The organism is Granulicella rosea (assembly GCF_900188085.1).
Classification (GTDB): domain Bacteria; phylum Acidobacteriota; class Terriglobia; order Terriglobales; family Acidobacteriaceae; genus Edaphobacter; species Edaphobacter rosea.
Genome location: NZ_FZOU01000013.1, coordinates 54,229 through 78,738, shown reverse-complemented (window position 1 = coordinate 78,738; position 24,510 = coordinate 54,229). Strand labels below are relative to the sequence as shown.

General features: G+C 63.5%; 18 protein-coding genes. 9 read left to right on the top strand and 9 right to left on the bottom strand.

Features of this window, described 5'->3' with window-relative positions:
• The first annotated feature begins 19 nt into the window (after positions 1-19).
• Both CHB87_RS20790 and CHB87_RS20785 read left to right on the top strand, forming a co-directional pair.
• Positions 20-4,030 (top strand): Ig-like domain repeat protein, encoded by a 4,011-nt coding sequence (locus tag CHB87_RS20790; RefSeq protein ID WP_089410373.1) that lies wholly within the window; start codon positions 20-22, stop codon positions 4,028-4,030.
• A gap of 27 nt (positions 4,031-4,057) precedes the next feature.
• Positions 4,058-5,446 (top strand): alginate lyase family protein, encoded by a 1,389-nt coding sequence (locus CHB87_RS20785; protein ID WP_142988466.1) that lies wholly within the window; start codon positions 4,058-4,060, stop codon positions 5,444-5,446.
• A gap of 25 nt (positions 5,447-5,471) precedes the next feature.
• Here the strand turns inward: CHB87_RS20785 and CHB87_RS20780 are convergent, their stop codons facing one another.
• Genes CHB87_RS20780 through CHB87_RS20770 form a run of 3 tightly spaced genes read right to left on the bottom strand, consistent with a single transcriptional unit; the run spans position 5,472 to position 6,798 of the window.
• Positions 5,472-5,714: an anti-sigma factor family protein gene (locus CHB87_RS20780; RefSeq protein WP_089410371.1), complete on the bottom strand. Its 243-nt coding sequence runs from the start codon at positions 5,712-5,714 to the stop codon at positions 5,472-5,474.
• The gene (locus tag CHB87_RS20775; protein WP_342743595.1) at positions 5,705-6,331 is read right to left on the bottom strand and encodes a sigma-70 family RNA polymerase sigma factor; all 627 of its coding nucleotides are present in this window, start codon (positions 6,329-6,331) and stop codon (positions 5,705-5,707) included. Before CHB87_RS20775 ends, CHB87_RS20780 begins: the two co-directional genes overlap by 10 nt.
• Entirely contained in the window at positions 6,328-6,798 is a 471-nt protein-coding gene (locus CHB87_RS20770; protein WP_089410383.1) for a DoxX family protein, read from the bottom strand. The genes CHB87_RS20775 and CHB87_RS20770 overlap by 4 nt, the downstream gene beginning before the upstream one ends.
• Before the next feature lie 322 nt (positions 6,799-7,120).
• Here CHB87_RS20770 and CHB87_RS20765 point away from each other — a divergent pair, with 322 nt between their 5' ends.
• The 4 genes from CHB87_RS20765 to CHB87_RS20750 all read left to right on the top strand — a co-directional run bounded on the left by CHB87_RS20765 (position 7,121) and on the right by CHB87_RS20750 (position 11,016).
• Positions 7,121-7,387 carry a hypothetical protein gene (locus CHB87_RS20765; RefSeq protein ID WP_089410370.1) on the top strand — a complete coding sequence of 89 codons (267 nt, stop codon included), beginning with the start codon at positions 7,121-7,123 and terminating at the stop codon, positions 7,385-7,387.
• A gap of 79 nt (positions 7,388-7,466) precedes the next feature.
• Complete coding sequence (bufB, locus tag CHB87_RS20760; protein ID WP_089410369.1) at positions 7,467-8,348, top strand: MNIO family bufferin maturase; 882 nt, start codon at positions 7,467-7,469, stop codon at positions 8,346-8,348.
• Positions 8,345-9,244, top strand: a complete 900-nt coding sequence (locus tag CHB87_RS20755; RefSeq protein ID WP_089410368.1) for an HvfC/BufC N-terminal domain-containing protein — start codon at positions 8,345-8,347, stop codon at positions 9,242-9,244. Before bufB ends, CHB87_RS20755 begins: the two co-directional genes overlap by 4 nt.
• A 2-nt stretch (positions 9,245-9,246) precedes the next feature.
• Entirely contained in the window at positions 9,247-11,016 is a 1,770-nt protein-coding gene (locus CHB87_RS20750) for a DUF255 domain-containing protein (RefSeq protein ID WP_089410367.1), read from the top strand.
• 4 nt (positions 11,017-11,020) lie between these two features.
• Here the strand turns inward: CHB87_RS20750 and CHB87_RS20745 are convergent, their stop codons facing one another.
• Complete coding sequence (locus CHB87_RS20745) at positions 11,021-11,485, bottom strand: hypothetical protein (RefSeq protein WP_089410366.1); 465 nt, start codon at positions 11,483-11,485, stop codon at positions 11,021-11,023.
• Between the two features lie 137 nt (positions 11,486-11,622).
• Here CHB87_RS20745 and CHB87_RS20740 point away from each other — a divergent pair, with 137 nt between their 5' ends.
• From CHB87_RS20740 to CHB87_RS20730, 3 genes are all read left to right on the top strand, one after another.
• Positions 11,623-12,576, top strand: a complete 954-nt coding sequence (locus tag CHB87_RS20740; RefSeq protein WP_245818148.1) for an RNA polymerase sigma factor — start codon at positions 11,623-11,625, stop codon at positions 12,574-12,576.
• Positions 12,573-13,874 (top strand): carboxypeptidase regulatory-like domain-containing protein, encoded by a 1,302-nt coding sequence (locus tag CHB87_RS20735; RefSeq protein ID WP_089410365.1) that lies wholly within the window; start codon positions 12,573-12,575, stop codon positions 13,872-13,874. The genes CHB87_RS20740 and CHB87_RS20735 overlap by 4 nt, the downstream gene beginning before the upstream one ends.
• A gap of 115 nt (positions 13,875-13,989) precedes the next feature.
• Complete coding sequence (locus CHB87_RS20730; RefSeq protein WP_089410364.1) at positions 13,990-19,254, top strand: MG2 domain-containing protein; 5,265 nt, start codon at positions 13,990-13,992, stop codon at positions 19,252-19,254.
• A 23-nt stretch (positions 19,255-19,277) separates the two neighbouring features.
• On the opposite strand, the gene CHB87_RS20725 is transcribed toward CHB87_RS20730, so the two are convergent.
• From CHB87_RS20725 to CHB87_RS20705, 5 genes are all read right to left on the bottom strand, one after another.
• Positions 19,278-20,252 carry a formylglycine-generating enzyme family protein gene (locus tag CHB87_RS20725; protein WP_089410363.1) on the bottom strand — a complete coding sequence of 325 codons (975 nt, stop codon included), beginning with the start codon at positions 20,250-20,252 and terminating at the stop codon, positions 19,278-19,280.
• A gap of 145 nt (positions 20,253-20,397) precedes the next feature.
• A complete protein-coding gene (locus CHB87_RS20720) occupies positions 20,398-21,132 on the bottom strand; it encodes a PspA/IM30 family protein (RefSeq protein ID WP_089410362.1) in 735 nt (244 codons plus the stop codon).
• A gap of 49 nt (positions 21,133-21,181) precedes the next feature.
• Complete coding sequence (locus tag CHB87_RS20715) at positions 21,182-22,564, bottom strand: hypothetical protein (RefSeq protein ID WP_089410361.1); 1,383 nt, start codon at positions 22,562-22,564, stop codon at positions 21,182-21,184.
• A gap of 35 nt (positions 22,565-22,599) precedes the next feature.
• Positions 22,600-23,214 (bottom strand): double zinc ribbon and FHA domain-containing protein, encoded by a 615-nt coding sequence (locus CHB87_RS20710; protein WP_089410381.1) that lies wholly within the window; start codon positions 23,212-23,214, stop codon positions 22,600-22,602.
• Positions 23,215-23,220: 6 nt separating this feature from the next.
• Positions 23,221-24,495 carry a vWA domain-containing protein gene (locus CHB87_RS20705; protein ID WP_089410360.1) on the bottom strand — a complete coding sequence of 425 codons (1,275 nt, stop codon included), beginning with the start codon at positions 24,493-24,495 and terminating at the stop codon, positions 23,221-23,223.
• Positions 24,496-24,510: the final 15 nt, after the last annotated feature.

Genomic DNA, 24,510 nt, shown 5'->3' with positions numbered 1-24,510 from the left:
TTGCAGGGATAGGATCGTCATGCTGAAGATCTCCGCGAATATGCCAAGCCGGCGAGCGATAAAATTTGTAACTCAATGTGTTGCGTTGCTTTCGACCGTCTGTGCGATCGCTGTGGTTGGCGCTCAAGCCCAGAGTTCGATTCAGATCCCCTACGCCAACACCGCGATGGGCATTCCATCGGGATCGACTCAAACGGTCTGCGCCGCCGACCTGGCCAATGGCGGCAGTGTCGCGACAGGCAATAACTGCGCGCCACTGCAGGCGATCGTGAAGACTCCGGGTGCTGTCTTATTCGATAGCTATGGCGACTTGTACATCGCGGACCAGGGCGATAAAGAGATCCGGGTCATCTATAACGGCAACGCAACGGTCGCGAGCCAGATTGTTGCGTCGTATAACAACAAGACCGTCCTGACGGCGTCATCGCTGCTTGCGGGGAATGTCTATAGTATTTGCGGCGGAGGCGCGGGCACTGGAATTACGAGCACCGGTTATCCATGCCGCACGGTGACGATGTCTCCGAATGCACTGGCCGTCGATGCGCAAAGCAATGTCTTCGAGACCGAAGGAACCAGTCGACTGCGCGTCGCGTATGTGGGCGGCAGCGCAGTCGCAACGCTGTTGGCGAAGACCCTGCTTACGGAGCAGGGCACATCGACACCGGTCATCGGCTCCGCATATGCAGTCGTGTCGTCGTCGTTGAACGGATATTACGGCGACGGCGGCAATGCGAACGCGGCGCTGATGAACAGTGGCCGCGGGGTGGTGATCGACGCCAACGAGAACCTCTATATCGCGGATTACAAGAGCAACGCGATTCGAATGATCAATGGTTCGACAGGCATCATCTCGACCATCGTAGGCAGTGGATGTGTACAGGCTACCGTTACACTTTCGACCTATGCAGCTACTGGCGCGAAGTATCCGAGTGCGGTGAGCAGCGCCGGCGGATGCACGGCGGGCGATACGGGCGATGGCGGCGCGGCGACCTCCGCGACGATCAATGGGCCCTACGACCTGGCGTTCGATGGCTCCGGCAATCTCTATATCGCGGAGTACGCGGGCAAGCGGGTGCGCGTTCTTTACAATGGCACGGGTACAATTCCTGGAGTTACAAACCCAGTTACAGGCGACATTTATACGGTAGCGGGCGGCGGCACACTGACCGCCGGCGGCGCCGCATTGCAACTGGCATTGAAGTCTGCATCTGGGCTTGGCTTCGATGCGCAGGGCAATCTGTATATCGCGGACTCGGTAGGCAACCAGATATGGAAGATCGATGGCGCCACCCAGGTCGGCGCCGTGATTGCGGGTACAGGTGCAAGCACCACGGCGGGCACGACTTGCTCCACCATCTTCGCGGCAGGACCGACCTCGACCGACAGCGTCGGTGATGGGTGTCTCGCAGATGCTGCTTATCTCAATGCGCCACAGGGTCGCATCCAGTTCGACGCTCAGGGCAATCTCTACGTGGCGGACTATGGAAACTCCCTTATCAGGAGGCTGACATCCGCCGTTCCGGTCCCGACCGCGGCGGTAGGCTCCTCTTCGCCGGTGGCGGTTGCCTTCGCCCCGCTTGCCGCGGAGACGGTTGCGGGCACCGTGCTCGCGTTGCAGGGGGGATCGACTGCGGAGCTGCAAAGCGCCGCAGGCAGCACCTGCACTGGCACGCTGACGCTGGGCAAGAGCTGCTTTGTGAATCTGAACTTCGTGCCGGCAACGCCTGGACAACGATACGGTTCAGTGCAGCTTGTCAACTCATCGGGCGCCACCTTTGCGCAGTCGTTGATCGGCGGCTTTGCGACGGGCGCGGAGATTGCGCTCGATCCATCCACGGCAGTGACGGTAGGTACGGGGCTTACACCGGCCGGCATCGCCTCCGATGCGTCCGGCGCCATCTATGTCGCCGATGCAAAGAGCGGCGAGGTGCTCAAGTTTGCAAGTGCAAGTTCTTCTACATCGACGGTGCTGATGACCGGACTCTCCTCTCCCGCGCAGGTGGCGGTGGACGGCTTTGGCGATGTGCTGGCCGCGGATACAGGGAACAACCGCATCGCGGTCTATAACACGGTGACGCTGAAGGTCTCCTATCTTACAGGCTACTCGGCTCCGCAGGGTGTCGCGGTCGATGCGGCTGGCGATATCTTTATTGCAAATACAGGCGCGAACAGCGTGGTGGAGATTTATCAGAAGACGGGACTCTCGACTACGCTTGCTACCTCCGTTATAGCTCCGACGCAACTTAGTTTCGATGGCAACGGCAACTTATATGTCATCGACAGCGGCAACGCGCGTGCAGTCGAGTTACCGGGCGTGACCGGAGCACAGGTTGCAGTGGCGCTTGGCACATTTACCCCAATCTCACTGGGCCTCGATGCGGCGGGCGATCTATATGTTCTGGATAAGACGGGCGCGCAGGCTGCGGTAATCTCGGGCAATGGATCGGTTACAACGACGCTGCTGTCTGGCCTCGGCAGTCCCGTAGCGCTGAACGTGGACAGCTATGGCAACGTGCTTGTGGCCGACTCCTCCGCGACGGGTGTGTATCGCTTGAACCGGCAACAGCTTCCGGTCACTTACTTCGAGACGAATGTGGGCGCGAGTTCAGAGTTCTCCTCCTTTTCAGTGACAAATATCGGAAGCGGCACGTTGCAGTTCAGCTCGGGCTCTCTCTGGTCCGGCAGCGGCAGCACAGCGGACTTCGCGACGACCGCCTCTACATCGAACGGTTGCACGCAGTCGACGCTTGCTTCCGGGTCGGGTTGCTCGTTCTCTTCGACCTTCTCGCCGGTGGCAACTGGCAGCTTCACCGATACGCTGACCTTCCCTTCAAACGCCGGCAATGCTGCGACCGCCAATGTGCAACTGATCGGCAAAGGTGTCAACCTTGCAACGGCAAAGCTGGTCGCCACTACGACGGCGGGTACGACGACGCTCAGCTACGGTTCGCCCATCACCGTTACGTTTGCCGTGACTCCAGTGGGAAGCACCGTAACTCCTACCGGCACGATCCTGCTGCAGTTGAACGGCGTTTCGCTGGGATCGAAGACGGTGGGCACGAACGGAACGGTGACTTATACCTTCAGCCCGCAGGCAGGAACGTTCGTGGTGGCCGGTCAGTATAGCGGGGACTCCGTCTATGCCTCGAGTTATACGTCTTTGACCATCGTAGTTACTCCCGCCGCAACGACGACGACCTTGACTTACTCCGGCGCGTTGCTGAGCGCCGCAGCCCCAGCCGTTCCGTCCTACACATTGACCGCGACGGTGAAGTCGAATGGAAGCATCCCGACAGGAGTCGTCGTGTTCATGGCAGGCGCTACATCCCTGGGCATGTCGGCGTTGAACTCCTCCGGCGTGGCTACTCTCGTGTCGACCAATACGGCGTTCTCCGCGCCTGTCTTCAGCGCAGTTTACATCGGCGGAAGTAACTTCAGCACGTCGACCTCGGACAGCGTGACCGTGACGGGCGATCTAGGCATCTCGGTGTTGAATACTGCGATCAGTGCGCCGCAGGGTTCGGTCGCCAGCACCAGCATCACGATTACGCCATACTTTGGATTGAATGGCGTCGTGACCTTCGGCTGCAGTGGATTGCCCGCAAATTCACTTTGCCGCTACATTCTAAGCACACTGACTTACACCGCCGGCAGCAGCGCGGCGCAGAGCATGACGTTACAGGTCTTCACCAGCCTCAACCCGAACACGGCGAGCGTGAAGCCGATCAAGCCTGCCGCTTCAACTCGCTTCGCGGAGATGGGCGCTGCCTCGATCCTCACTCTGCTTGTGCTGTCGATGCGTCGCGGGCGGCTTGCGCGAATCAAGGCCTGGGGCTTGCTCTCACTGGTTGCATGCGTCTCTCTTTGCACCATGCTGAGCGGTTGCGGCGCCACTGCGGCAAGCGCAACCAATCCATATGTGACGCCCACCGGAACGTCGACGATAGGCTTCACAGCCACGGCGCCGAATGGTATCTCGGAGACTGCGTCGATCGGTTTGACTGTCGGCGCGGCCTATATCTCACAGTAACTGAACTAAGTTCGCATCGAGGAAATCATGCTCGCTAAGAAGCATTTGATCGTCGCGCTCCAAAGGTTGCTTGGTTGCATGTTTTCCGCTCTCTTCGCCTTGACCTTTGTGGGTTGCGCGAAGACGACCTCCATTTCGAGCGGCGCGTATGCGACGATCCCGACGAGCTCCGACGCCGCACCGGTCTTCGTCACCGATGCGCGCATCGTCGCACTGAGCCAGGCGATCGCCGCCGGCAGCACATCGGTTCTGCCCTATTGGACGGGCAGCAAGGGCGGCCTGTTGACGTCATGCACGTCGAACCTGAACGCCGCGTCCAACGCCCCCGCGGACTTTTATTTTCCGGACACGGCTTACAACACGAGCACCACGGCCTCAACCTTTCAAGCGGAGATGACGACCGATGGCAGCATCGCGTTTGGCGAGGCCCTGTGCTACCGTATTCAGTCGCTGGTCAATCCCGCCGATCCTAACCTGCAGGCCTACGCCAACACGGCGTTGAGCCTGATCGAGGCGTGGCAGGGCATCGGTTACGACATCTGCAATGTAAGTCCGACATGCCCGAACGCCGCGGGTACAGGGACAGTCGCGATGGGAAGTTTCGTCGGCAATACCGCGCCTACGGTCGTGCTGAACTATCAGTTTCCGCAGTTCATCTATGCGGCTGCGTTGTTGCGGCGATCGAGCGTATGGACCAGCTCAGAGGAGACCGCGTACGAGACGTTCCTGAAAGGCACCATTCTTCCTGTCGCCCAACTCATCGGGCCCGGCACACAGGGCAGCACGAACAATCTGAATAACTCGTACATCAACACGGCGGCCGCGATCTACGCGTTTCTGGGCGACCAGACGGACCTGCAAACCTTGGCGACCCTGTGGGCCGGAAACATTGCGAGCCAGATCGCCGACGAGCCTGCGCTGGACAATCCGCCGACCAGCACGACCCTTGTGATGATTCAGGAGTACTGCCGCAATCTCGCCGGCGGCGGCACGGCGCCGGCGGACGACCCAACCGAACCCTACTGCAGCAACGACGCGAACAGCTCCGGTTTATACGCCAACTCCGAGGGCGCCAACGGCATCTTTTACAGCACCATCTCGTTGAACGCGCTGGCGGCCGCGGCGGAGGTCTTCCAGAACAACGGCATCGCCTCCTGGTCCTTGCCGGCGGCGCAGGAGATGAGCGCGGCATTTGTAACCACGACAGGTTGGATTACAAAATATTCAACCTTCCCTTATGCGGCGGCCCTGACCAAGGCCTTGCCCAGTACGACGATCAGCCTTGGCGATACGCCCGGATGGCCATTGTTGCAGGCGCGTCTAGCCCCAAGCGCCACGGCGACCTATGTGGCGTCGCTCAGTAACTTCCAGGGGCAGATCTCTTATTGCGCGCTGCTTTATTCCGTCTCGGCCTAGAGGGCGAATCGAGAGCGTTTTGCTCCTAACGAGCGCTCTCGATCTCTTGCTCCAACCGCGCATGCAGCCGTTCGCTGAAGCCCATGGGCAGCTCGAAGACACGATCGTCCGCCGTAAGAACGATGATGTTTCGCGTCGAATCCAGAATAGCCGAGCAGACCTCGCAGTGGTCGAGATGCCGCTGCACCATCTCGCGCGTCGCGTCGTCAAGCGTTCCGTCGATGTACTCGGAGATGTAGTTCCAAACGTGTTTGCACTCTATGACCACTGGAACCACCTCCTCTTTGGATTCAACTGCTTCAACTGGGGCGCAAGATGTTTTTGCAACATGAGCCGTGCACGATGCAGGCGGACCTTGATGGCGGCGACGCTGATCTGGAGTATCTCAGCCGCCTCATTGGTGCTGAGCTCCTCGACATCGCGCAGGACGAAGACCTCGCGATAGATCGGCGGAAGCGAGGTGACCGCTTCCTGAAGAAGCAGCTTGATCTCCTGTCTCTCCAGCGACTCGGAGGGTATCTCTCGCCAGTCCCGCAACAACGCCGGAGAGATGTGTCCAGGTTTGTCCGGGTCTTCTTCGAGCGACTCCATCTTGACGGTGTTTTTTCGCCGCAGACGACTTCGAGCTTCGTTCAGCACGATGCTGACGAGCCATGTGCCGAACTTCGCCTCGCCGCGAAAGCCGGATAGATTGCGGAAGGCTCGAAGAAACGCCTCCTGCGAGGCGTCTTCGGCATCCGCCTCGTTGCGCAGAAACGAGAAGGCCATGGCGTAGACATTGCGCTCGTAGGGCCGAATCAGCTCATGGAACAGCCGCGACTCGCCCGCGAGGATCGCGGCGATCATCTGCTGTTCATCTCGCTGTCCGGCTTCCGGCATGGTCATGCAACCTTATCCGAGAAGAAGTTCTTCTTCAGAAGACAATCGACCGAGAAGATTCCCGCGCCGAAGACCGTCACCATCACCGAGGCGAAGAGAAACGTATAAGGGTCGGCGACATAGAACTTGCCGGGGTCCGAGAAGATCGAGGTGAGCGCCTCATGATCGGCGGTCCAGTAGGCGACCAGCATGTTGCACGCCAGCAGCAGGCCGATCGGCCGCGTCGCCAGGCCAAGCATCAGCAACAAACCGCCGATGCACTCGAGGCCCGATACGAAGGGCGCGTTGAAGCCCGGGAAGGGGATGTGCAGGCTTTCGAAGAAAGCCGTGATGCGGGCGAGGTTATGCAGCTTGCCCCAGCCCGTCGTCATGAACTGCCAGCCCCAGTAGAGCCGCACGGCGAGCAGCAGCGGCGACTGCAGGTGTGTGGTTGCGGCCACAAATCGCTTGTAAGTATAGATGAGGAATTTCACGTCGCTTCTCTCCGCAGGCCTTCCCAGCTTGGGCGCATCCCCTGCCATGACAATCGATTAGAGCCTCCAGCGATCTGAAGGTTACAGCTCCGGAACAGGAGAATTGCTTTTTCCCAGCTCCGGCGGGCAGCAAAATTTTTCTGTAACTTATTCCCCGCTCGCGTCTCAAAGGGTGCAGTATGGGAACGCAATATTTCATCCGGTGAATCGAAATCCAGATGACCATCGTGTTCGTTTTGACTATACGGGATTAACGCCCATGAATTTCAACCTCCATCGTCCTGCGCGGAAGCGCGGCCCAACCATAGAAAGGTTCATCTCCATGAAGAACTCCACGAAGTCTCTCGCTCTTGCCGCAGCCGTCGCAGGTCTTCTCGGTGGCACCGCCGTTCGTGTCAATGCTCAGCCCGTCTCGACGACCGCCGGCGTGTTGATGGCGCAGGCTGCTCCCGACACCGCCAAGCACGCCTGCAAGGGCCAGAACGCATGCAAGGGTCAGGGCGGCGGCGACGCGAAGCATGCCGGCAAGAATGCCTGCAAGGGACAGGGCGCCTGCGCAACCGACGGCTCCAAGCCGAAGACCGTATAACTCGTCATCCATCGTGGAGGCCTGAAGACGCATTCAGGCCTCCATCGTTCTATGCAGCGCCAGAACGAAGGAGTCCGCCATGCCCGCCAATCGCTTCAATGGATTTACAGACTATGGTGTGGGCATCGGCTTGCGCGTTCCACACTACAACCACATCTTCGCCGAGAAGCCGGTCGTCGACTGGTTCGAGATCATCTCCGAAAATTACATGGTCGACGGCGGCCGTCCCCTTCAGGTTCTCGACCAGATACTGGATCAGTACCGGGTCGTACAGCACGGCGTATCGATGTACTTCGGCTCCGCGCAGCCGCTCGATCGCGAGCACCTGAAGCGTCTGAAGACCTTGACTCGGCGCACCAAAACGCCATGGCTCTCCGATCATCTCTGCTGGGGCTCGGTCGACGGAACGTATACGCACGACCTGCTGCCGCTGCCTTACACCTTCGAAGCCGCACGCATCACCGCGCAGCGCATTCGCGAGGTTCAGGACTATCTCGAGATCCCCATCGCCGTAGAAAACGTCAGCAGTTACGCGGAGTTTCACGAGTCCCAGATGACCGAGTGGGAGTTCCTCAACGAGGTCGTTCACGCGGCGGACTGCGGCATCTTGCTCGATGTGAACAATATTTACGTCTCGTCGCAGAATCACCGCTTCGACCCCATGGTCTATGTGGATGCCGTGCCTGCGGAGCGTGTCGCGCAGATCCATATTGCCGGTCATTCGAAGTTCGAAAAGTACACGCTCGATACGCACGATCATCCAGTGCTCGACCCTGTGTGGAAGATGTATGCGCGCGCCATCGAGCGCGTCGGCAACACGGCCACGCTGCTGGAGTGGGACGACAACATCCCCACCTTCGACGAGGTCCACAACGAAGCCCTCAAGGCCAATCGTTATCTCCACGCAAACTCCTCCAGCCCTCTTCCTCTCGAGTCCACCGCCCACGAGGCCCGCGCATGACCCTGCTCGAACTGCAGCGCCGGATGTCGAACGATGTGCGCCGTCCGCTCACGTCGAGCTTCGAGATGCAGCAGCGCACGGAAGACGGGCAGGCGATGGCCGATTTAGCCTCCACCTATATCAAGCCCAACGATCGGCTGACCTCGTTCGATCGGCTCGAGATCTATAACCGCCAGTACTGGTTCCGCGTGATCGCCGCGGTTTCGGAGGACTTTCCCGCGCTCGCCGCGGTGCTGGGCTCCAAGCGTTTCGACGCGCTGGTGCTGGCTTATCTGAAGGAGAATCCAAGCACCTCGTTCACGTTGCGTAACCTGGGCGCGCGTCTGCCCATGTGGCTTGCCGATCATCCCGAGTTTGTTCCCCGCATGAAGCATGCGCTTGCCCTCGATGTCGCGCAGCTCGAGTGGGCTTATGTGGAATCGTTCGATCGCCTGAAGATGGCGGCGCTTACGCTTGAAGACTTCGCCGGGCTCGATGGAGACTCCAGGCTCTCCTTACAGCCGCATCTTCAGCTACTGCGGTTGAGTTACCCGGTGGACGAGCTGGTCCTCGCCGTTCGCATGCAGACGCCGGAGTCCGACATCATGAGCAACGCCGTGTCGGAGATGGTCGTCCGCACGAGACCGAAGCTCCCCGGCATGCGCCGTTCGCGAGTCTTCCTCGCGGTTCATCGCTTCGACAACTCTGTCTACTATCGTCGTATCGATCATGAGGCGTACCTGTTGCTCAGCGCGCTGCAACATGGCCGCACGCTGGGCGAGTCGTTGGAGGCAGCCTTTGCGAACAGCAGGCTGAAGCCCGAGATGCAGGCCGAAAAGATTCAACACTACTTCGCCCACGCCGCGGAGCTTGGCTGGTTCTGCCACCGCCCGACGGACATGATCGGCGTGCAGTAGCCATGCGCGCGCGCTGGCTTCTTCTGCTAGTTCTTCTCGTCTCGCCTTTCGCGGGCGATGCCCAGTCCACACCGCCGCCCATCGTCTGGCACGCTTGGTCCGATCGGATCTTCGCGCAGGCTGCGCGCGAACACAAGTTTGTCCTCCTCGATCTCGAAGCAGTGTGGTGCCACTGGTGCCATGTGATGGACAAGGAGACTTATAGCAATCCCGCCGTGCGCCGCCTGATGGCGAAGAGTTACATCGCGGTCAAGGTCGATCAGGACTCGCGACCCGACATCTCGAACCGCTACGAAGACTTCGGATGGCCGGCGACCGTCATCTTCAACGCCGACGGCGGTGAGATCGTCAAGCGCCAGGGCTACCTGCCGCCGGTCCAGATGGCGTCCATCCTGCGGGCGGTCATCGACGATCCGAGTCCCGGCCCATCGGTCGAACCGGAGAAGCAGTTTACCTATGCGGTCACGCCCTACCTTGCGCCCGCACTTCTTACCGAGGTCAAGGCCGAGTTCGAGAAGCAGTACGATCTGCAGGGCAAGGGCTGGGCCTTCGGGCATAAGTATCTCGATGCCGACTCCGTAGAGTATGCCAGCGTGCTCGCAAAGCGAGGCGACCATCTGCAGCAGATACGTGTCGGCGAGACGCTCTTTTATGCGCAGCGCCTGCTCGATCCCGTGTGGGGCGGCGCATACCAGTATTCGGTCGGCGGCGACTGGGATGAACCGCACTTCGAAAAGCTGCTCTACATCCAGGCGCAGACGCTGCGCACCTACGCTCAGGCCTATGGTCTATGGCAGGATGCGAAGTATCTTGCCGATGCCGAGAACGTCCACCGTTATGTCAGGAACTTTTTGACCGGCCCGGAGGGCGCATTCTATGTAAGTCAGGATGCGGATGTGGTCGAAGGGAAGCACAGTGCGGATTACTTCGCGATGGGCGATGCGAAGCGTCGCGCGATCGGCATACCGCGCGTGGACAAGCATCTCTATGCGCGCGAGAACGGCTGGATGATTCGCTCGCTCTGCTCGCTCTATGCCGTGACGGCGGACGATGCGACGCTGCGGGAGGCAATACGCGCAGCACGCTGGGTGATGGCTCACCGGGCGCTTGCAAGCGGCGGCTTTGCCCATGGAGAGCACGATGTCGCAGGTCCGTTCCTGGGCGATACGCTGGCGATGGGGCAGGCCTTCCTCGCGCTCTATGAGGTTACGGGCGATCGCGAGTGGCTGAAGCATGCGGAAGAGGCAAGGGCATTTATCGCCGTCAACTTCGTATCGGGACAGGGCGCGGGCTTCGTGACCTCGAAGGCGCCCACGGACCAAGCCTACGCGCTGCATCCCGAACGCGATGAGAATGTGCAGGTCGCTCGCTTCGCCACTCTGCTTGCGCAATATAGCGGCGTCGGGGCGGATACCGAGGTCGCAGCCCGTGCGATGAAGTATCTCGCGACGCGCGAGGTAGCGATGGCATGGCTCTCGGCGCCGATCCTGCTTGCGGAGATGGAGTTCACCCATGGTCCGGTGCATGTGACCATCGAAGGCAGCAAGAGCGACAGCGCCGCGCGTGCACTCTTTCAGACAGCCCTGAGGACGGCACCTGTCTACAGGCGAGTGGAGTGGTGGGACCCTGCTGAAGGACCATCCGCGCGCGAAGATGTCCAGTATCCCAAGCTGGGGCATGCCGCCGCATTTCTCTGCACGGCGACGGCCTGCTCCTCACCCATCACCGACGCGAAGCTGTTGCAGGATCGCATCGCCAAGGCGCAGCGCTGACGGCTTAGATGTGACCGTGCTGGCGGAAGTGGATGGATGTCTCCAAAGCAATGAGCAGAAGCGTTGCGATGGACAGGCCGAGCTGCAGCCATTGCATGCGGATCGCGCGGCGGCTGAGCGGCTGGATACGCCACTGCGAGGCTGGGCGCCGGCGCAGATAATGAGCCTGCGCCAGTATGCCCATGTTCAGCAATGCGCCCGCAAACGAGAGCGCCAGCATGGCGTGCCGAATGTGCGCTGCATGAAGCCGGACCACAAGCGTGCCAGCGAAGCCGGTCATCACCAGCGAGCCAAGGCCGATCGCAACGCGCACGCCATTGAGGGCGATCAAGGCCGCGCAGACATTCTGCAGAAACGCGAAGAAGAGACTCGACCATGCGATAGCGAGTCGCTGACTCTCACCAAGGGCGACTGAATTTTCGTTCGAGCCTTCGAGTTCGGTCGCTGTAAGCGGAGTGCTGGACTTCAAAAGATCCTCCTCAGGACCTAGCATGTCCATTCTAAATCCATGAGTCAATATAGCGAGCGTTCTCTCGACGATGCCGCTCGTGTCGTTCTTCCGCTCCCGGGAACGCGAAGCAGCGAATCTCAGGGTATCTTGGAGACGTGGACTCCGCACCGGCACAAGACGGGCTCGGCGAGGCGCCGCCCTCCGCCTCGCCCGCGGAACGCGCGGGTATCCCGGCATCCGCATTCGCCGAGTTATGGACCCTGGCGGAGGCCGGCGCCTGCGAGCTTTCGGAGGTCGAGTTCGGTCTCGCGCTGGCGGCGTCCGGCGCGAGATGTCGCTTTGGCGTCCCGCCCGCGGAGACGGTCTCGCCGGACCGGCGCATGGCCTTCTATCGCGCGCTGCACCTTAAAGAGCTCGCCCTGGCGCAGGCCTGCGCGCTTGGCCGCGACATCGCCTGGCGGCGGTTTCTGGAAAGCTACCGCTCCGCGCTGACGCAGGCCGCGACCGGTATCGCAGGTTCGTCCGCGCTGGGCGAAGACCTCGCCGGGGCGCTTTACGCGGAGCTGTACGGCCTGAAAGAGCGTAACGGCGAGCGGCATTCACCCCTCGCCGGTTACTCCGGGCGCGGATCGCTGATGGGCTGGCTGCGGGCAATACTGGCGCAGCGGCATGTGGATCGCCATCGCCGCACGCATCGCGAGTCGCCTCTGGGCGACGCGGATTTTGCCGCTCCCCCTGCGGCCACTCCTGCCTCTCCGGCCGAGCTGACGCAGCTCAACCAGTCTGTCGGCAGAACGCTGGGCCGTCTGCAAGCCGAGGACCGCCTGCTGCTGGCATCCTACTTTCTGGACGGGCGCACGCTGCTGGAGCTCGCCCGGCTGCTGCGCGTTCACGAGGCAACGGTTAGCCGGCGGTTGAAGCGGCTGACTGGCGAGATTCGGAAGAGCCTGCTGAAAGACCTGCAGGCCCACGGCATGAGCCGGCGGGCGGCGGAGGAGCGGCTGGGCGCCGATCCTCGCGACCTCGATCTGAACTTCGACCTGAATCTGCGAAATATACTGCAAACTTCGCCTCCAACAGCGTTCTCTCAACAGGCAGGGAAGACATGACCGAACACCTCCAACCCGGACCTCACCTCGACGCGGATCAGCTCGCCGCGTTCGCGGAGGGCGCGCTCGCCGGCTGGGAGCGCGAGCAGGCCATGCTGCATCTGGCCGGGTGCGAGGCCTGCCGCGAGGTTCTCTTCCTCGCTCAGATCGCAGTCCAGAATCCAGCCGAAGAAGCGGTTGTGGCGCCCGCCGTCATCGTCATCCCCACACCCATCTGGCGCCGGTTGGCTCCGCTGGCCGTCGCCACGGCACTGGCGGCTTGCCTCGTCACCGCCGTCCTCGTCCTGCGCCCGAAGCACCCGGTCGCACCGCAGGCGGACGTAGCACAGGTTGCGCCGCCGCCTGCGGTGAACGAAGCCGCACCGGCCGACCGCCCGGCTGCGCCCCAAGCGGCGCCGCGCGTCCACCGTCCGACAGTCCAACCAACTCGCCAGCCAGCGCCGCAACCCACGGCCGCCGACGCTTCGTCCGCCGATCAAAACAGCGCGGTAGCAGCCAATAGAGCTGGCGCCGCCGACCGGATCGCCGCCGCACCGGCGCCGCTTGGGTCCGTGAGCGACGACGCATCCATCGAAAATCTGCCGCTCAACAACCGGAACGCCATTCGTCTGGCCGCGCCGCAGCCCGCAGTGGCTGGCATGGCCGCTGGCACAGGTCGAGCCGTCGGCGCCCTCGTACAGCCGCTTCCGGCCAGCCCGCTCGGCCTGCGGATCGAGCACGGCCAGACCTCTACCGGCGAGTTCGCAAAGATCGCAGGCACGGTGCTCGATCCCACCGGCGCCTCCGTTCCCGGCGCCACGGTGACCCTGCGGCCCGCGGCCGGCGCGGCTCCCACACAGGTCAAGACCGACGCACGCGGCGGCTTCAACCTCGCCGGTCTGCCGGCTGGACACTACGATCTGCAGATCGCCGCGCCGGGCTTTGCGACGGTAACCCGCTCGCTCGACCTCCAGGCGCGCGACCTTGCGCTGCTCACCTCGCCACTGCAACCTGGCGCGGCCAGCGAGACGGTGACGGTCGAGGCCGCGGCAGCCGCGCTCGATACCGACTCGTCGACGCTTGCCAGCACGGTTCAAGCGATGACCCAGACGGTCGCGCAGGGCAAACGCATCCTCGGGCTCGACCCCGATGGCGCGGTCTCGCTCAGCACGAATCGCGGCAGGCGCTGGAAGAAGGTGAAGCCACAATGGACCGGCAAGGTCGTCCATATCGCGGCGAGCGGCGACGGCTTCGAGATCACGACCGACGCGAACGCCGTATGGCTAAGCCAGGACGGCAAACACTGGCGCCAGCGTTAAATCGCCGCGAAAAAAATCTTTCAAAAAAACTTTGCAAGTTCTCCCAGCGCCCGCGTTCTCCGCACAGAGAAGAAATTTCCGGTGCGGCGCAAACCGCACCGGCGAGGGCGCCGCCATGAACGTGATCTGCCTGCTCAAAGACCGTATTGTCCTCCGCCTGATGCTCGCCCTGCTTGCGCTTGCCGCACCTCTGCAGGCGGAGAAGCCCACCGCAACCTGGCTGCATCGCACCCTCGCCCTCGAGATCCCCTACCACGGGCAGCGCTCCGGCCAGGGCCGCCTGACCGTCGAGCTGCTGAGCCCGGAGGATGAGGTGCTCGCCCACAGCGAGCGCCCCGTAAACGCGACCCAGGGCGAAGGCCTTTGGAGGATGGAGCTCTCGCCCGCCGCGCCCATCTCCTTCGAAGAGCTTGTCTGGGAGCGCGTGCGCTACCGTTTCCGTTACGACGGCGAGGCCGCGCCCGCCATCGAGCAGGTGCAGCCGGTCGGCGACATCCTGCGACGACCCGTCATGCGGATCCTCGGCCAGGGCGCTTATCTCTCCGGCGCACAGGCCGCCATCCGCGTGGTGGTGTTCGACGGCGACAGCGCGGAGGCGCGTCCCATCGCGCAGAACGGCAGCCTCCGCATCGAGTTGATGGCGGCAAACGAGAAACCGCGGCCGCTCTTCGCTGGCAGGCTGGATCGTCGCGGCTCGGTCGACGCCGCGATCCGCTTTCCCACCGGTCTGACCGGCAGCTACGCTCTGCACCTTGTCGCCGAGACGCCCATCGGCACGGTCGAAAGCACGCAGACCATCCGGCTCGAAGACAAGGTCGGCATCCTGCTGACGACCGAAAAGCCGATCTATCAGCCCGCGCAGACGATCCACGTCCGCGCGCTGACGCTCGATCGCGCCAGCCACCATGCCGCCGCCAATCGCAAACTTACGCTCGAACTCGAAGACTCGCGCGGCAACAAGGTCTTTCGCCGCGCGGTCGAGACCGACGCTTACGGCATAGCCTCCGCCGAGTTCGCGCTGGCGGACGAGGTGAACCTCGGCGCCTATCATCTGCGCGCCATCCTGGGCGACGCCGCCAACCCCACCGGGACGCAGGAGTTGACCCTGCAGGTCGAGCGCTACGTGCTGCCGAAGTTCCGCGTCGCCATCGAACTCGCCCAGAAGAACGGTAAGCCAAGGCGCGACTACCGGCCCGGCGACCACGTCACCGGCACGGTGCGCGCGAACTACTTTTTCGGCAAGCCGGTCGAAAATGCGCCGGTCCAGATCGTCGTGCAGGGGTTGGATGTCTCGCTCTTCACCGCCGCCCACGCGCAGGGCAGCACGAACGCCGCGGGCGACTACCGCTTCGACATCGCGCTTCCGAACTATATGGCTGGGCGCAAGCAGAGCCAGGGCGCGGCGCCCGTGTTGATCGAGGCAACCGTGAAGGACTCCGCGGGCCACGCCGAGACCAGGGGCGAAGGCGTCACCGTCAGCCAGTCGCCGCTTCTGCTGACCGCAGTGCCCGAGGGCGGCGCTTTGGTTTCCGGCATGGAGAATCAGGTCTACGTGCTGGCGTCTTATCCCGATGGCGCACCCGCCGAAAGCCAGCTTGCCGTTCGCTTCGGCGCACAGCCCGTGCAGCATATCGCGACCGACAAGGGTGGCGTCGCCATCCTCCGCGTCACGCCGTCCGCGCAGGGCGATGCCTCGCTCCACATCGAGGCCGACGATCGACATGGCAGCCGCGCCGCCAGCAACGTCAACCTGCAGACCCGCGAAGGCGACGACCAGCTTCTGCTACGGCTGCCCCACGCAGTCTATAAACCAGGCGACAACCTGAGCCTCACCGTCTACTCCACGCGGCCCCATGGCACGGCATACATCGATCTGGTGAAGGACGGCCAGACCATCCTGACCCGCGACGTCGAGATCGTAAACGGCCGCGCCGACCTCTCTCTGCGCGCCACGCCGCAGATGGCTGGCACGCTCAGCGTCACCGCCTACGTCCTCGGCCGCGACGCCCAGACCATCGAGGATCATCGGATGGTCTTCGTCCAGCCGGCCGACGAACTGCACATCCAGGCCACGGCCGACGCCGCGTCCTACCTGCCCGGCGCCGAGGCGCGCGTCCACTTCCACGTCACCAACGCGCGCGGCGAAGGCGTACAGGCCGCGCTGGGCCTCGAGGTCGTCGACGAGGCCGTCTTCGCGCTGGCCGACAAGCAGCCCGGCTTCGCCAAGATCTTCTTCTATCTCGAACAGGAGCTGCTGAAACCGCGCTACGAGATCCACTCGCTCTCGTTGAACGAGGCCGTGAATCACGGGCAGTCGGACGACCGCGCCGCGCAGGCGCTCTTCTCCGCGGCGGGGACCGTCGACCTCCACACCCTGCGCGTCGAGGCAGGGCAGCGGTTGCCGATGGAGCGCGCAGCCGAGTTCCACCAGCGCTATCAAAGCGCCTTCGAAGATGAGCTGCGCACCCTGCTGCTGCGTCTTCCGCCAGAAGGCCCGCAGGACCGCGACTTCACGCAGCGCTTCGACCGTATCGTCGACGAGAACAACCGGGGGCCCCGCGATGCCTGGGGCACGCCGCTGCGAGTCGATCCGCCCTGGCAGGGCGCGCGCCGCCGCAGCGTAACGGCGAGCTACTACCGCATCCGCAGCGCCGGGCCCGATCGCCAGTTCGACACCGCGGACGACCTGAGCGCCATGGTCGAGTCCCGCCTCGGCGATCTCTATCCCACGCAACATACCGGCTCGATGGAGCTGCGGATCGAGCACGATCGCGGCCCCGCCACGGCGTTGACCGAGATCGCCGGCGTGGTGATGGACCAGACCGGCGCCATCGTTCCCGGCGCCGCCGTGCGTCTGCACAGACTGGACGCGGCGGCCACGCGCAGCGGCGCGTCGAATCGCGACGGCGCCTTCACCCTCTCCGCGCTGCCGGCGGGCCGCTACCGGCTGGAGATCGTCTCGCCGGGCTTCGAGACCTCGGCGCAAGAGTTCACGCTCGCGCCCCGCGACCGCGCCGTCATCCGCTGCACTCTCCAGTTGGGTGCAGTCATGGAAGCCGTCACGGTCACCGGGGCGATGGACATGGTGGAAACCGCGGACGCCACAACCGTGATGGCCCTGCCGTTGAACAACCGCAACTTCGCCGCAGTCGCAGCCGCGCCCCAACCCATGGCCAGGGCAATGGGAATGGCAGCCGGGCTCGGACGCACACGCGCCGCCGCCGATGCAGCCCCCGAAGCGCACGTGCGCTCGTACTTTCCCGAGGCGCTCTACATCAACCCCGAGATCGTCACCGATGGCCGCGGCGACGCCAGCATCGCCATCCCCGTCGCCGACTCCATCACCACCTGGCGCATGGCCATGTTCGCCTCCACGCAGTCCGGCGCGCTCGGCAGCGGAACCTCCAGCCTCAAGGTCTTTCAGGACTTCTTCGTCGACCTCGACCTGCCCGTCACGCTCACGCAGGGCGACCGTGTCACCCTCCCCGTAGCGGTCTACAACTACTCCGGCGCCCGGGGCGACGTGTCCTTGTCGCTTGAGAAACAGGACTGGTTCGACCTCGTCGACGACGCATCCGAAAAGACCGTCGCGGTCGACGCCGGCAAGGTCGGCGGATCGGAGTTCACCCTGCAGGTCAAACGCCTCGGCAAGTTCAAACTCACGCTCGTCGCCCACATGCACGGCGCCTCCAACCGCCAGGACACCGTCGTCCGCGAGATCGAGGTCGTGCCCAACGGCCAGCAGCAGGAGATCGTCTTCAACGGCCGGCTGGATTCCGGCGCAGGATCAGCCGCACAGCACGTCGTGCGCTTCCCGCAGGACGCCCTGCCCGACGCCGGCAAGCTCTACGTGCGGCTCTATCCCGGCCCGCTCAGCCAGGTCATCGAAGGCATGGACGGCATCCTCCGCATGCCCGGCGGATGCTTCGAACAAACCTCGTCGAGCACCTACCCCAACGTGCTCGCGCTCGATTACATGAAGCGGACCAAAAAGCTGACGCCCGAGATTCACGCGAAGGCCGAAGGCTACATCGCCAACGGCTACCAGCGTCTGCTCACCTTCGAGGTCCCCGGCGGCGGCTTCTCCTGGTTCGGACAGGCGCCGGCAAACAAGATCCTGACCGCCTACGGCCTCATGGAGTTCCGCGACATGTCGCGCGTCTACGACGTGGACCCCAGGCTGATCGAGCGTACCGCGCAGTGGCTCGCCTCGCAGCAGCAGCCCGATGGAAGCTGGAAGCCCGACACCCAGTTCATCAACGAAGGCGCGACCAATCGCTATAACTCCGACGTGCTGCGCATCACGGCCTATCTCGCCTGGGCGCTTGAAAACAGCGGCTCCCAGCAGCAGGCCGTGCAGCGCGCGACGAGCTACATCGCCCAGCATCTCGACAGCGGCAAGACCGACCCCTACACGCTCGCCGTGCTGGCCAACTTCGCCGTCGAGGCGGACAAGAACTCCGAGCTGACCCACCACATCCTCCAGCTACTCACCGACGCGCGCATCCAGAAGGGCGAGCGCGCATGGTGGGCAAGCGCCGAGACCGGCGTCTACTCCAGCGGCGAGAGCGCCGCGGTCGAGACCACCGGCCTCGCCATTCAGGCCCTGCTCAAATCCGGCCAGTATCCGCAGATCGTGCGCCACGCACTCGCATGGCTGCTCGAAAAGAAGGGCGCAAACGGCAACTGGGGCACGACCCAGGCCACCATCATGGCTCTGCGCGCGTTGCTCGCCGCATCGGAAGCAAGCGGCTCCGACGCCCTCGGCACGGTCGACGTGCTGCTGAACGGCAAGACCGTCCAGACCCTCGCCATCACCGCGGAGAACAACGATCTGCTGCATCAGTTCGCTCTGCCGCAGGTCGCCGCGAGCGAGGACAACCACGTCGAGCTGCGCTTCACCGGCTCCGGCAGCATGGCCTACCAGGTCGCCGGACGATACTTCACGCCATGGCCTGCGAAGGCCGCGAAGGAGGCCTTATCCATCGATGTAGCCTACGACCGCACCCGCCTCGCCCAGAACGACATCGTCACCGCAACCGCCACTGTCCACAGCAATCTGGACAAGACCGCGAACATGGTGATGGTCGACCTCGGCATCCCACCCGGCTTCGAGCTGCAGAGCGAAGACCTGCAGAGCATCGTCGAAAAGACCGCCCACGCCCGCACCGGAAGGCTTGAGAAGTTCAGCCTGACCGCGACCCAGGCCATCCTTTACCTCGACTCCGTCGGCGCCGGCGAGACTCTGCATCTCAACTTCCGGCTCCGCGCGAAGTATCCCATCCGCGCGAAGAACTTCGCCTCGCGCGTCTACGAGTACTACGACCCGGCGGTCGGCGATACGGCGAAGCCGGTTCAGTTCGAGGTCACCGCGAAATGAGGACCGGCGATGCTCTCATCCGCTCACAACGATCGTGCGCAACGAAAGCCAAGATTGGAGGTAGAGCTATCCGGCGTGTTGGAGCTGCGCGCCGCGACGCGATAGCGATTGCAGTAAGACTTGTGGCACAGGAACGATCCGCCTTTCATCACACGGGCTTTTCCCGTTGCCGGACCCGTGGGGTCTTCCGTCACGTCGTCGGCATGATCCGGTATCCCAAACCAGTCCGCGCACCACTCCCACGCATTACCGGTGATGGAATAGATGCCGAAGTCGTTCGGTGGGTACGCCGTTACGGGCGATGTGCCGGCATATCCATCCTCGCCCGTATCTTCCTGAGGGAACGTGCCCTGCCAGATGTTGCAGCGGTGTTGTCCGCCCGGACGAAGCTGATCGCCCCACGGATACAGCTTCTGCACCAGGCCGCCGCGCGCGGCATACTCCCACTCGGCCTCCGTGGGCAGCCTCTTGCCCGACCAGTCGCAGTAGGCCAGTGCGTCGTTCCATGTCACGTGAACGACGGGATGATCGGCCCTCTTCGTCACGTCGGAGCCCGGACCCTCCGGCGTCTTCCAATACGCGCCGGGAACCTGGCACCACCACTCCGCCCCGGCGACCGTGTCGGTGACCAGCTCCGCGCGCCTCTTCTTGGGGATATGGCTCCAGAAGACGAACGACCAGCCATAGACCTCAGCCTCTGACTTGTAGCCGGTGGCCTGCACGAACGCTGCAAAATCCGCATTGGTGACAGGATAGGTGTCGATCTCGAACGGCTTGAGGCGTACGCGCCGTACGGGGCGTTCGCCGTCCGCCGCGAAGGCCTCCTCATAGTCGGTGCCCATCAGGAACTCTCCGCCTGGCAGGGCGATCATGTCGTGCGTCGCCGCGGGGGACGTCTGCGCCGCAGGAAGGATGGATGGTCGCACGAGGCTTGTCTCGCTGCCTCGAACGCTGACGGGAGTGCAACAACTCTTCGATGTAGGCGTCTGATGTTCCATCGTTGTCTATCGGGGAACCTCGGAAGAGATCCATGTTTTGAAGGGGCGGGACTTCGTACTGTAGGGTCTGGACTTGCGGAATGTAACGAAAGCAGCTACAAATGTCCGATAACGAACCCTCTGTCTCATCGATGCCGCCGCCGTACTACCGGCGCTTCTCCGACCGGTCGACGGACGGGATCGTCGGGATGCTCAGCTTGCCGCCGCTGATCTGATGCTGCTGTTCGAACTCTTCCAGCGCCTGCTCGGCCATCGCCTGCTGCTCCGCCTCGCGAATGTGGATGTCGCTGGTGTCGAGGCTGTCGACCGCGACCCGCACGCGGCCGGCGGCCTTGTAGCGCTCTTCGTTGACGATCGTGTCGAGCCGGTTCAGCGTGTCGCCCGAACCGCCCAGCTCGGTCACCATGCCGGAGGCCATCTCGGTGATCTCCGCCATCGCGCGCTTCATCTTCAGATCGCTGATGCCGGTCTTCAGCGTCTCGATCTTGGTCTTCGCAATCGAGATGGCGACGTCGCGCGCGCGGACCAGCTCCTTATAGGTCAGCTCGGCCTGCTCCATCTGCTTGCGATTCTCGCCCAGCTCGCGCTCGACCATCTGCAGGCGCAGTGCGTACTGCCCAGCCGCGGCGCGATTGCCCAACTTCACGTTCGCGGCGGTCTTGGCGCGCAGGTCGGCCTCGTCCGTCTCGAGCTTGCGCACCTGCCCGATCAGCCGCTCGACCATGCCGGCGTGCGACGCCAGGCCCATGTTGAACTTGCCCACCTGCCGGCGCAGATTCTCCTGCTCCACCTCGAGCAGAGCCTCGGGATTCCGGCGCTCCATGTTGCCCACAAAAAGGCCGAAGAAACCGCGAAACAGATTGCCGATGCGACTCATCATGCGAACTCCCTTTGGCCTGCAGGCCGAATCATATCAAACGCCGCTTTTCTTACTCGTACTCGCGAATCCGCCCCGCCAGACCGAACGCCGCCAGGATGGCGATCAGCACGGCCGCGACCGCGCCCTTCAGCTCCAGTTTGTCGACCGCCGCAAGCCCTTCCTTCACCGCCTCGTCGAACGCCTTCTGGTTGATCTCCAGCGTCTTGGCCGAGGCGCGGTCGAACTGCTCGAAGGCCCAGTCGGACTGGCCTGGGGAAGACCCGATGCAAAGTGCGACTGCCTTGTCATGCTGTCCGGATCGCGCCAGCACACGAATCCCGGCGTCGACCCCCATGTATTGCTCGAATGTCACGAACGTCTCGATGGCGGCCGCGCGCTCGCCGGGAAAGGTGATGTTGTTCAGCTCGTCGGCGAGATAGCCGGTAAAGCCCGGCGTCGATCTGCCGTGCGATGCATTCGCCGTAACCAGCGCCAGCGGAATCGAGGCCGGCAAACTGACCAGCGCGTTGGTCTTGCGATAGAACTCGGCCTCATAGTCCGCCGCGTGGGCCGGGTCCAGCAGATACCGGCTCTCATCCGCATTGGCCGAGTAGGCCACGGCGCGCGCACGCGAAAGCGCCCGGATGGAGTGGAACGCGTCCTCCTTCGCCACGCGCAGACGATCCGCCTCGCGATTCATGCTGGCGAAGGCATAGAAGGTCAGCCACAGCGTCAGCGCCGTCGCCGCCAGCAGCATCGGGTTCAGCAGCCGGTGCATGCGTTGCAGCAGGAAGAACTGAAGGACCGCGAGCGTTCCAAGCATCAGCAGACCGGCCAGCAGCACGAACCAGAGCGAGAGGGTCGAGTGTTCGGAGGCCTCGCGATACACCTGCTCCAGCACCGTGTTGTTCGCCTTGTCCAGGTCGTCCGCCGCCGGCAGCAGCGCGGTGTCCATCATCTCCCCGGCGTGACGATAGTAGCGCACCCCCATGTCGGGCTGATTGGGGTCGTTGGCGTCGTGAAAGTCGATCGCCTGCTGGATCAGCCGCTGATACGTTCCACCCGTCACCTGCAGGGTCTCGATGGGCGTCTGCTCGGTCGCGCCGTACGTGATGTTCTTCGCCGCTTCAACCAGCGCCTTGGACGCTTCGATGCGGCGCTGCTCATAGAGCGCGGCGGCAGGGGTCGCGGAGCCGGGAGCCGCCAGCAGCTGATTGGCCGCATTGGCGTCCATGTCCGCCATCGCGGATTTGATCTTCTGCGCCGCGATGATGCTGGGCGCGGTGTCCTTGCCCACGGCCTGCATCGCGTCGCGATGGACGCCAGCGCCGGTCACCACCGCGATCAGCAGCAACACGTCCAGCAGCAGAATCGCCGCGCGCCCGCCCTTCAGCAGTTGAAGGCTGTTCCAACGCCGCGTCTGTGGCGCCTTTACGACCGCTACGTTCGTCACCGAAGCCTCCCCGCCGTGCTGAACCGATTAACCGATTAGTAGATCGCCTTGACCGAGATGCGCGACCAGTGTCCCAGCGCGATCTCGTCGCCATCCTTCAGCGGATGATCGACCAGCGGCTCGATCTCCCGGCCGTTCAGCCGCGTGCCGTTCGCCGCGCCGATATCGCGCAGCAGCAGCGTGCCGTTGCCGAAGAGCTGCAGCAGCGCATGCCGGTGCGAGACCGCGTCGTCGTGCTTGACCGGGATCTCCGGAAAGATCGCGCGCGCGTCGCTCTGGCGACCGATCAGGCTCACGGGCTCCTTCAGTTGAACCGTCAACGGCGCGATGCCCGCTGGCGCCTCGGGACTGCCTGCGCCGCGCAGCGCCGGATCGACCGACAGCGTCACCATCCACGCCGAAACCTGCGGCGCGGCCACGGCAGCCCCCGCGCCCGGCGCCGGAGCGCTCGCGAAGTCGCATCCGCAGACCTCGCAGAATGCGACTCCGCCAGCCTCGCACGGCGCGCCGCATGCCGGGCATACAGCCGGAGCAGCGGAGGCGACAGAAGGCGTAGCATCCGCCGCCGGAGTGACGATCCTGGCCCCGCACTCGGAGCAGTAATCCGGCTCCGTCGACGCGTGGCCCTTCGGACAAACGTAGGTGTCCATGTTCAATTAACCCTTCGCAATGCGGGCCGTTTTGGTCGACCGCGTCTCAAGCGCCATGGAGTCTTCCTTCGCCACACTGTGCTTCAACCGCACCGTGCCGGTGTCGGCGTCGTCCACATCGACCACCTGGCGCAACAGCTTCGCGGTAGCGTCGTTGCCCGACTCATGCGCGATCTTCACCGCCTTGCCCAGTAGCGCGGTCGCGCGTTCTGTCTGGCCCTGCGCCCGCGCCTCCAGACCATCCTGAATCGACTTCGCCAGCTCGGCCTGCCCGGTGTAGTGCGCGACGACATGGTTGATCTTGGTCGACTTGCCCTCGTCGTCCGTCCATACCGCGAGAATGCGCGCCTCGGCGGCCTTGTTCTCCACGCCCTGCGCCGTGTAGACCAGGCTCGCGCGCCCCGCGAGCACCTCGTCCCCCACCGCGCCCGGCGCGACCTCGATGCAGAAGTGGAAGTCCCGCGACTCCGCCTTGCCCCATGCGCCGGTCGGATACTCGCGCAACTGTGGCTTGATCTCCCGCGCGCGCGCTGTCAGGTCGACGATCTGCGGGCTGACCTCCTTGCAGAACTTCACGCTCGCGCCCTGCGGCGTCCAGAGCCGCAGAAAGACGTCGCTGACGCTCTTGCTCATCGCCTTCTTCAGAATGCCGCGAAAGTCGTTTTCAATCTCCGCAGGCGACGGAATGATATCGGTCGTACCCAGCAGCGCGTCGGCGATCTGGCGCAGTTGGTCGACCCGCCAGTCGGTTCCCACGCCGCGGCAGTCGCACTGAAATACGCCTTCGCAGTGCTTCAGCGTCTCGGCCAGAACCTGCCCGTCCTGAATGTCGTTCTGCCCATCGGTCAGCAGCAGCGCCTGGCGAACGCCGCCGGGCATCGTCTGAAACTGGCCGAACGCAAGCTGCAGCCAGCTTGAGATGCGCGTTCCGCCGCCTGCGCGAAGATCGTGGATCGCCCGGTAAGCATGTTGCTTGCCCAGCGCATCCGCGCGTGTAACCGGGCAGATCAGGTCGCCATCGTCCGAACCCGCGATGATGAAGAAGCTACAGTCCGGCGGAAGCAGATCGACCAGCTTCGCCATCGCGGCCCTGGCGGCGACGATCTTGCCGCCCTCCATCGAACCCGACTTGTCGCAGAGGATACCGAACAGTCGCTGGCCGCCGCTGCCGCCGGAGTCCGTGCTCTCCCCTGCGGTGACCGTCATGATGGCGTGTACTTCGCCCGTGCCTGCAGGCAGAAACTCATTCTGAAAGGTCTCTGCCCTGAACTCACCAGCCATCGAAACTCTCCGATC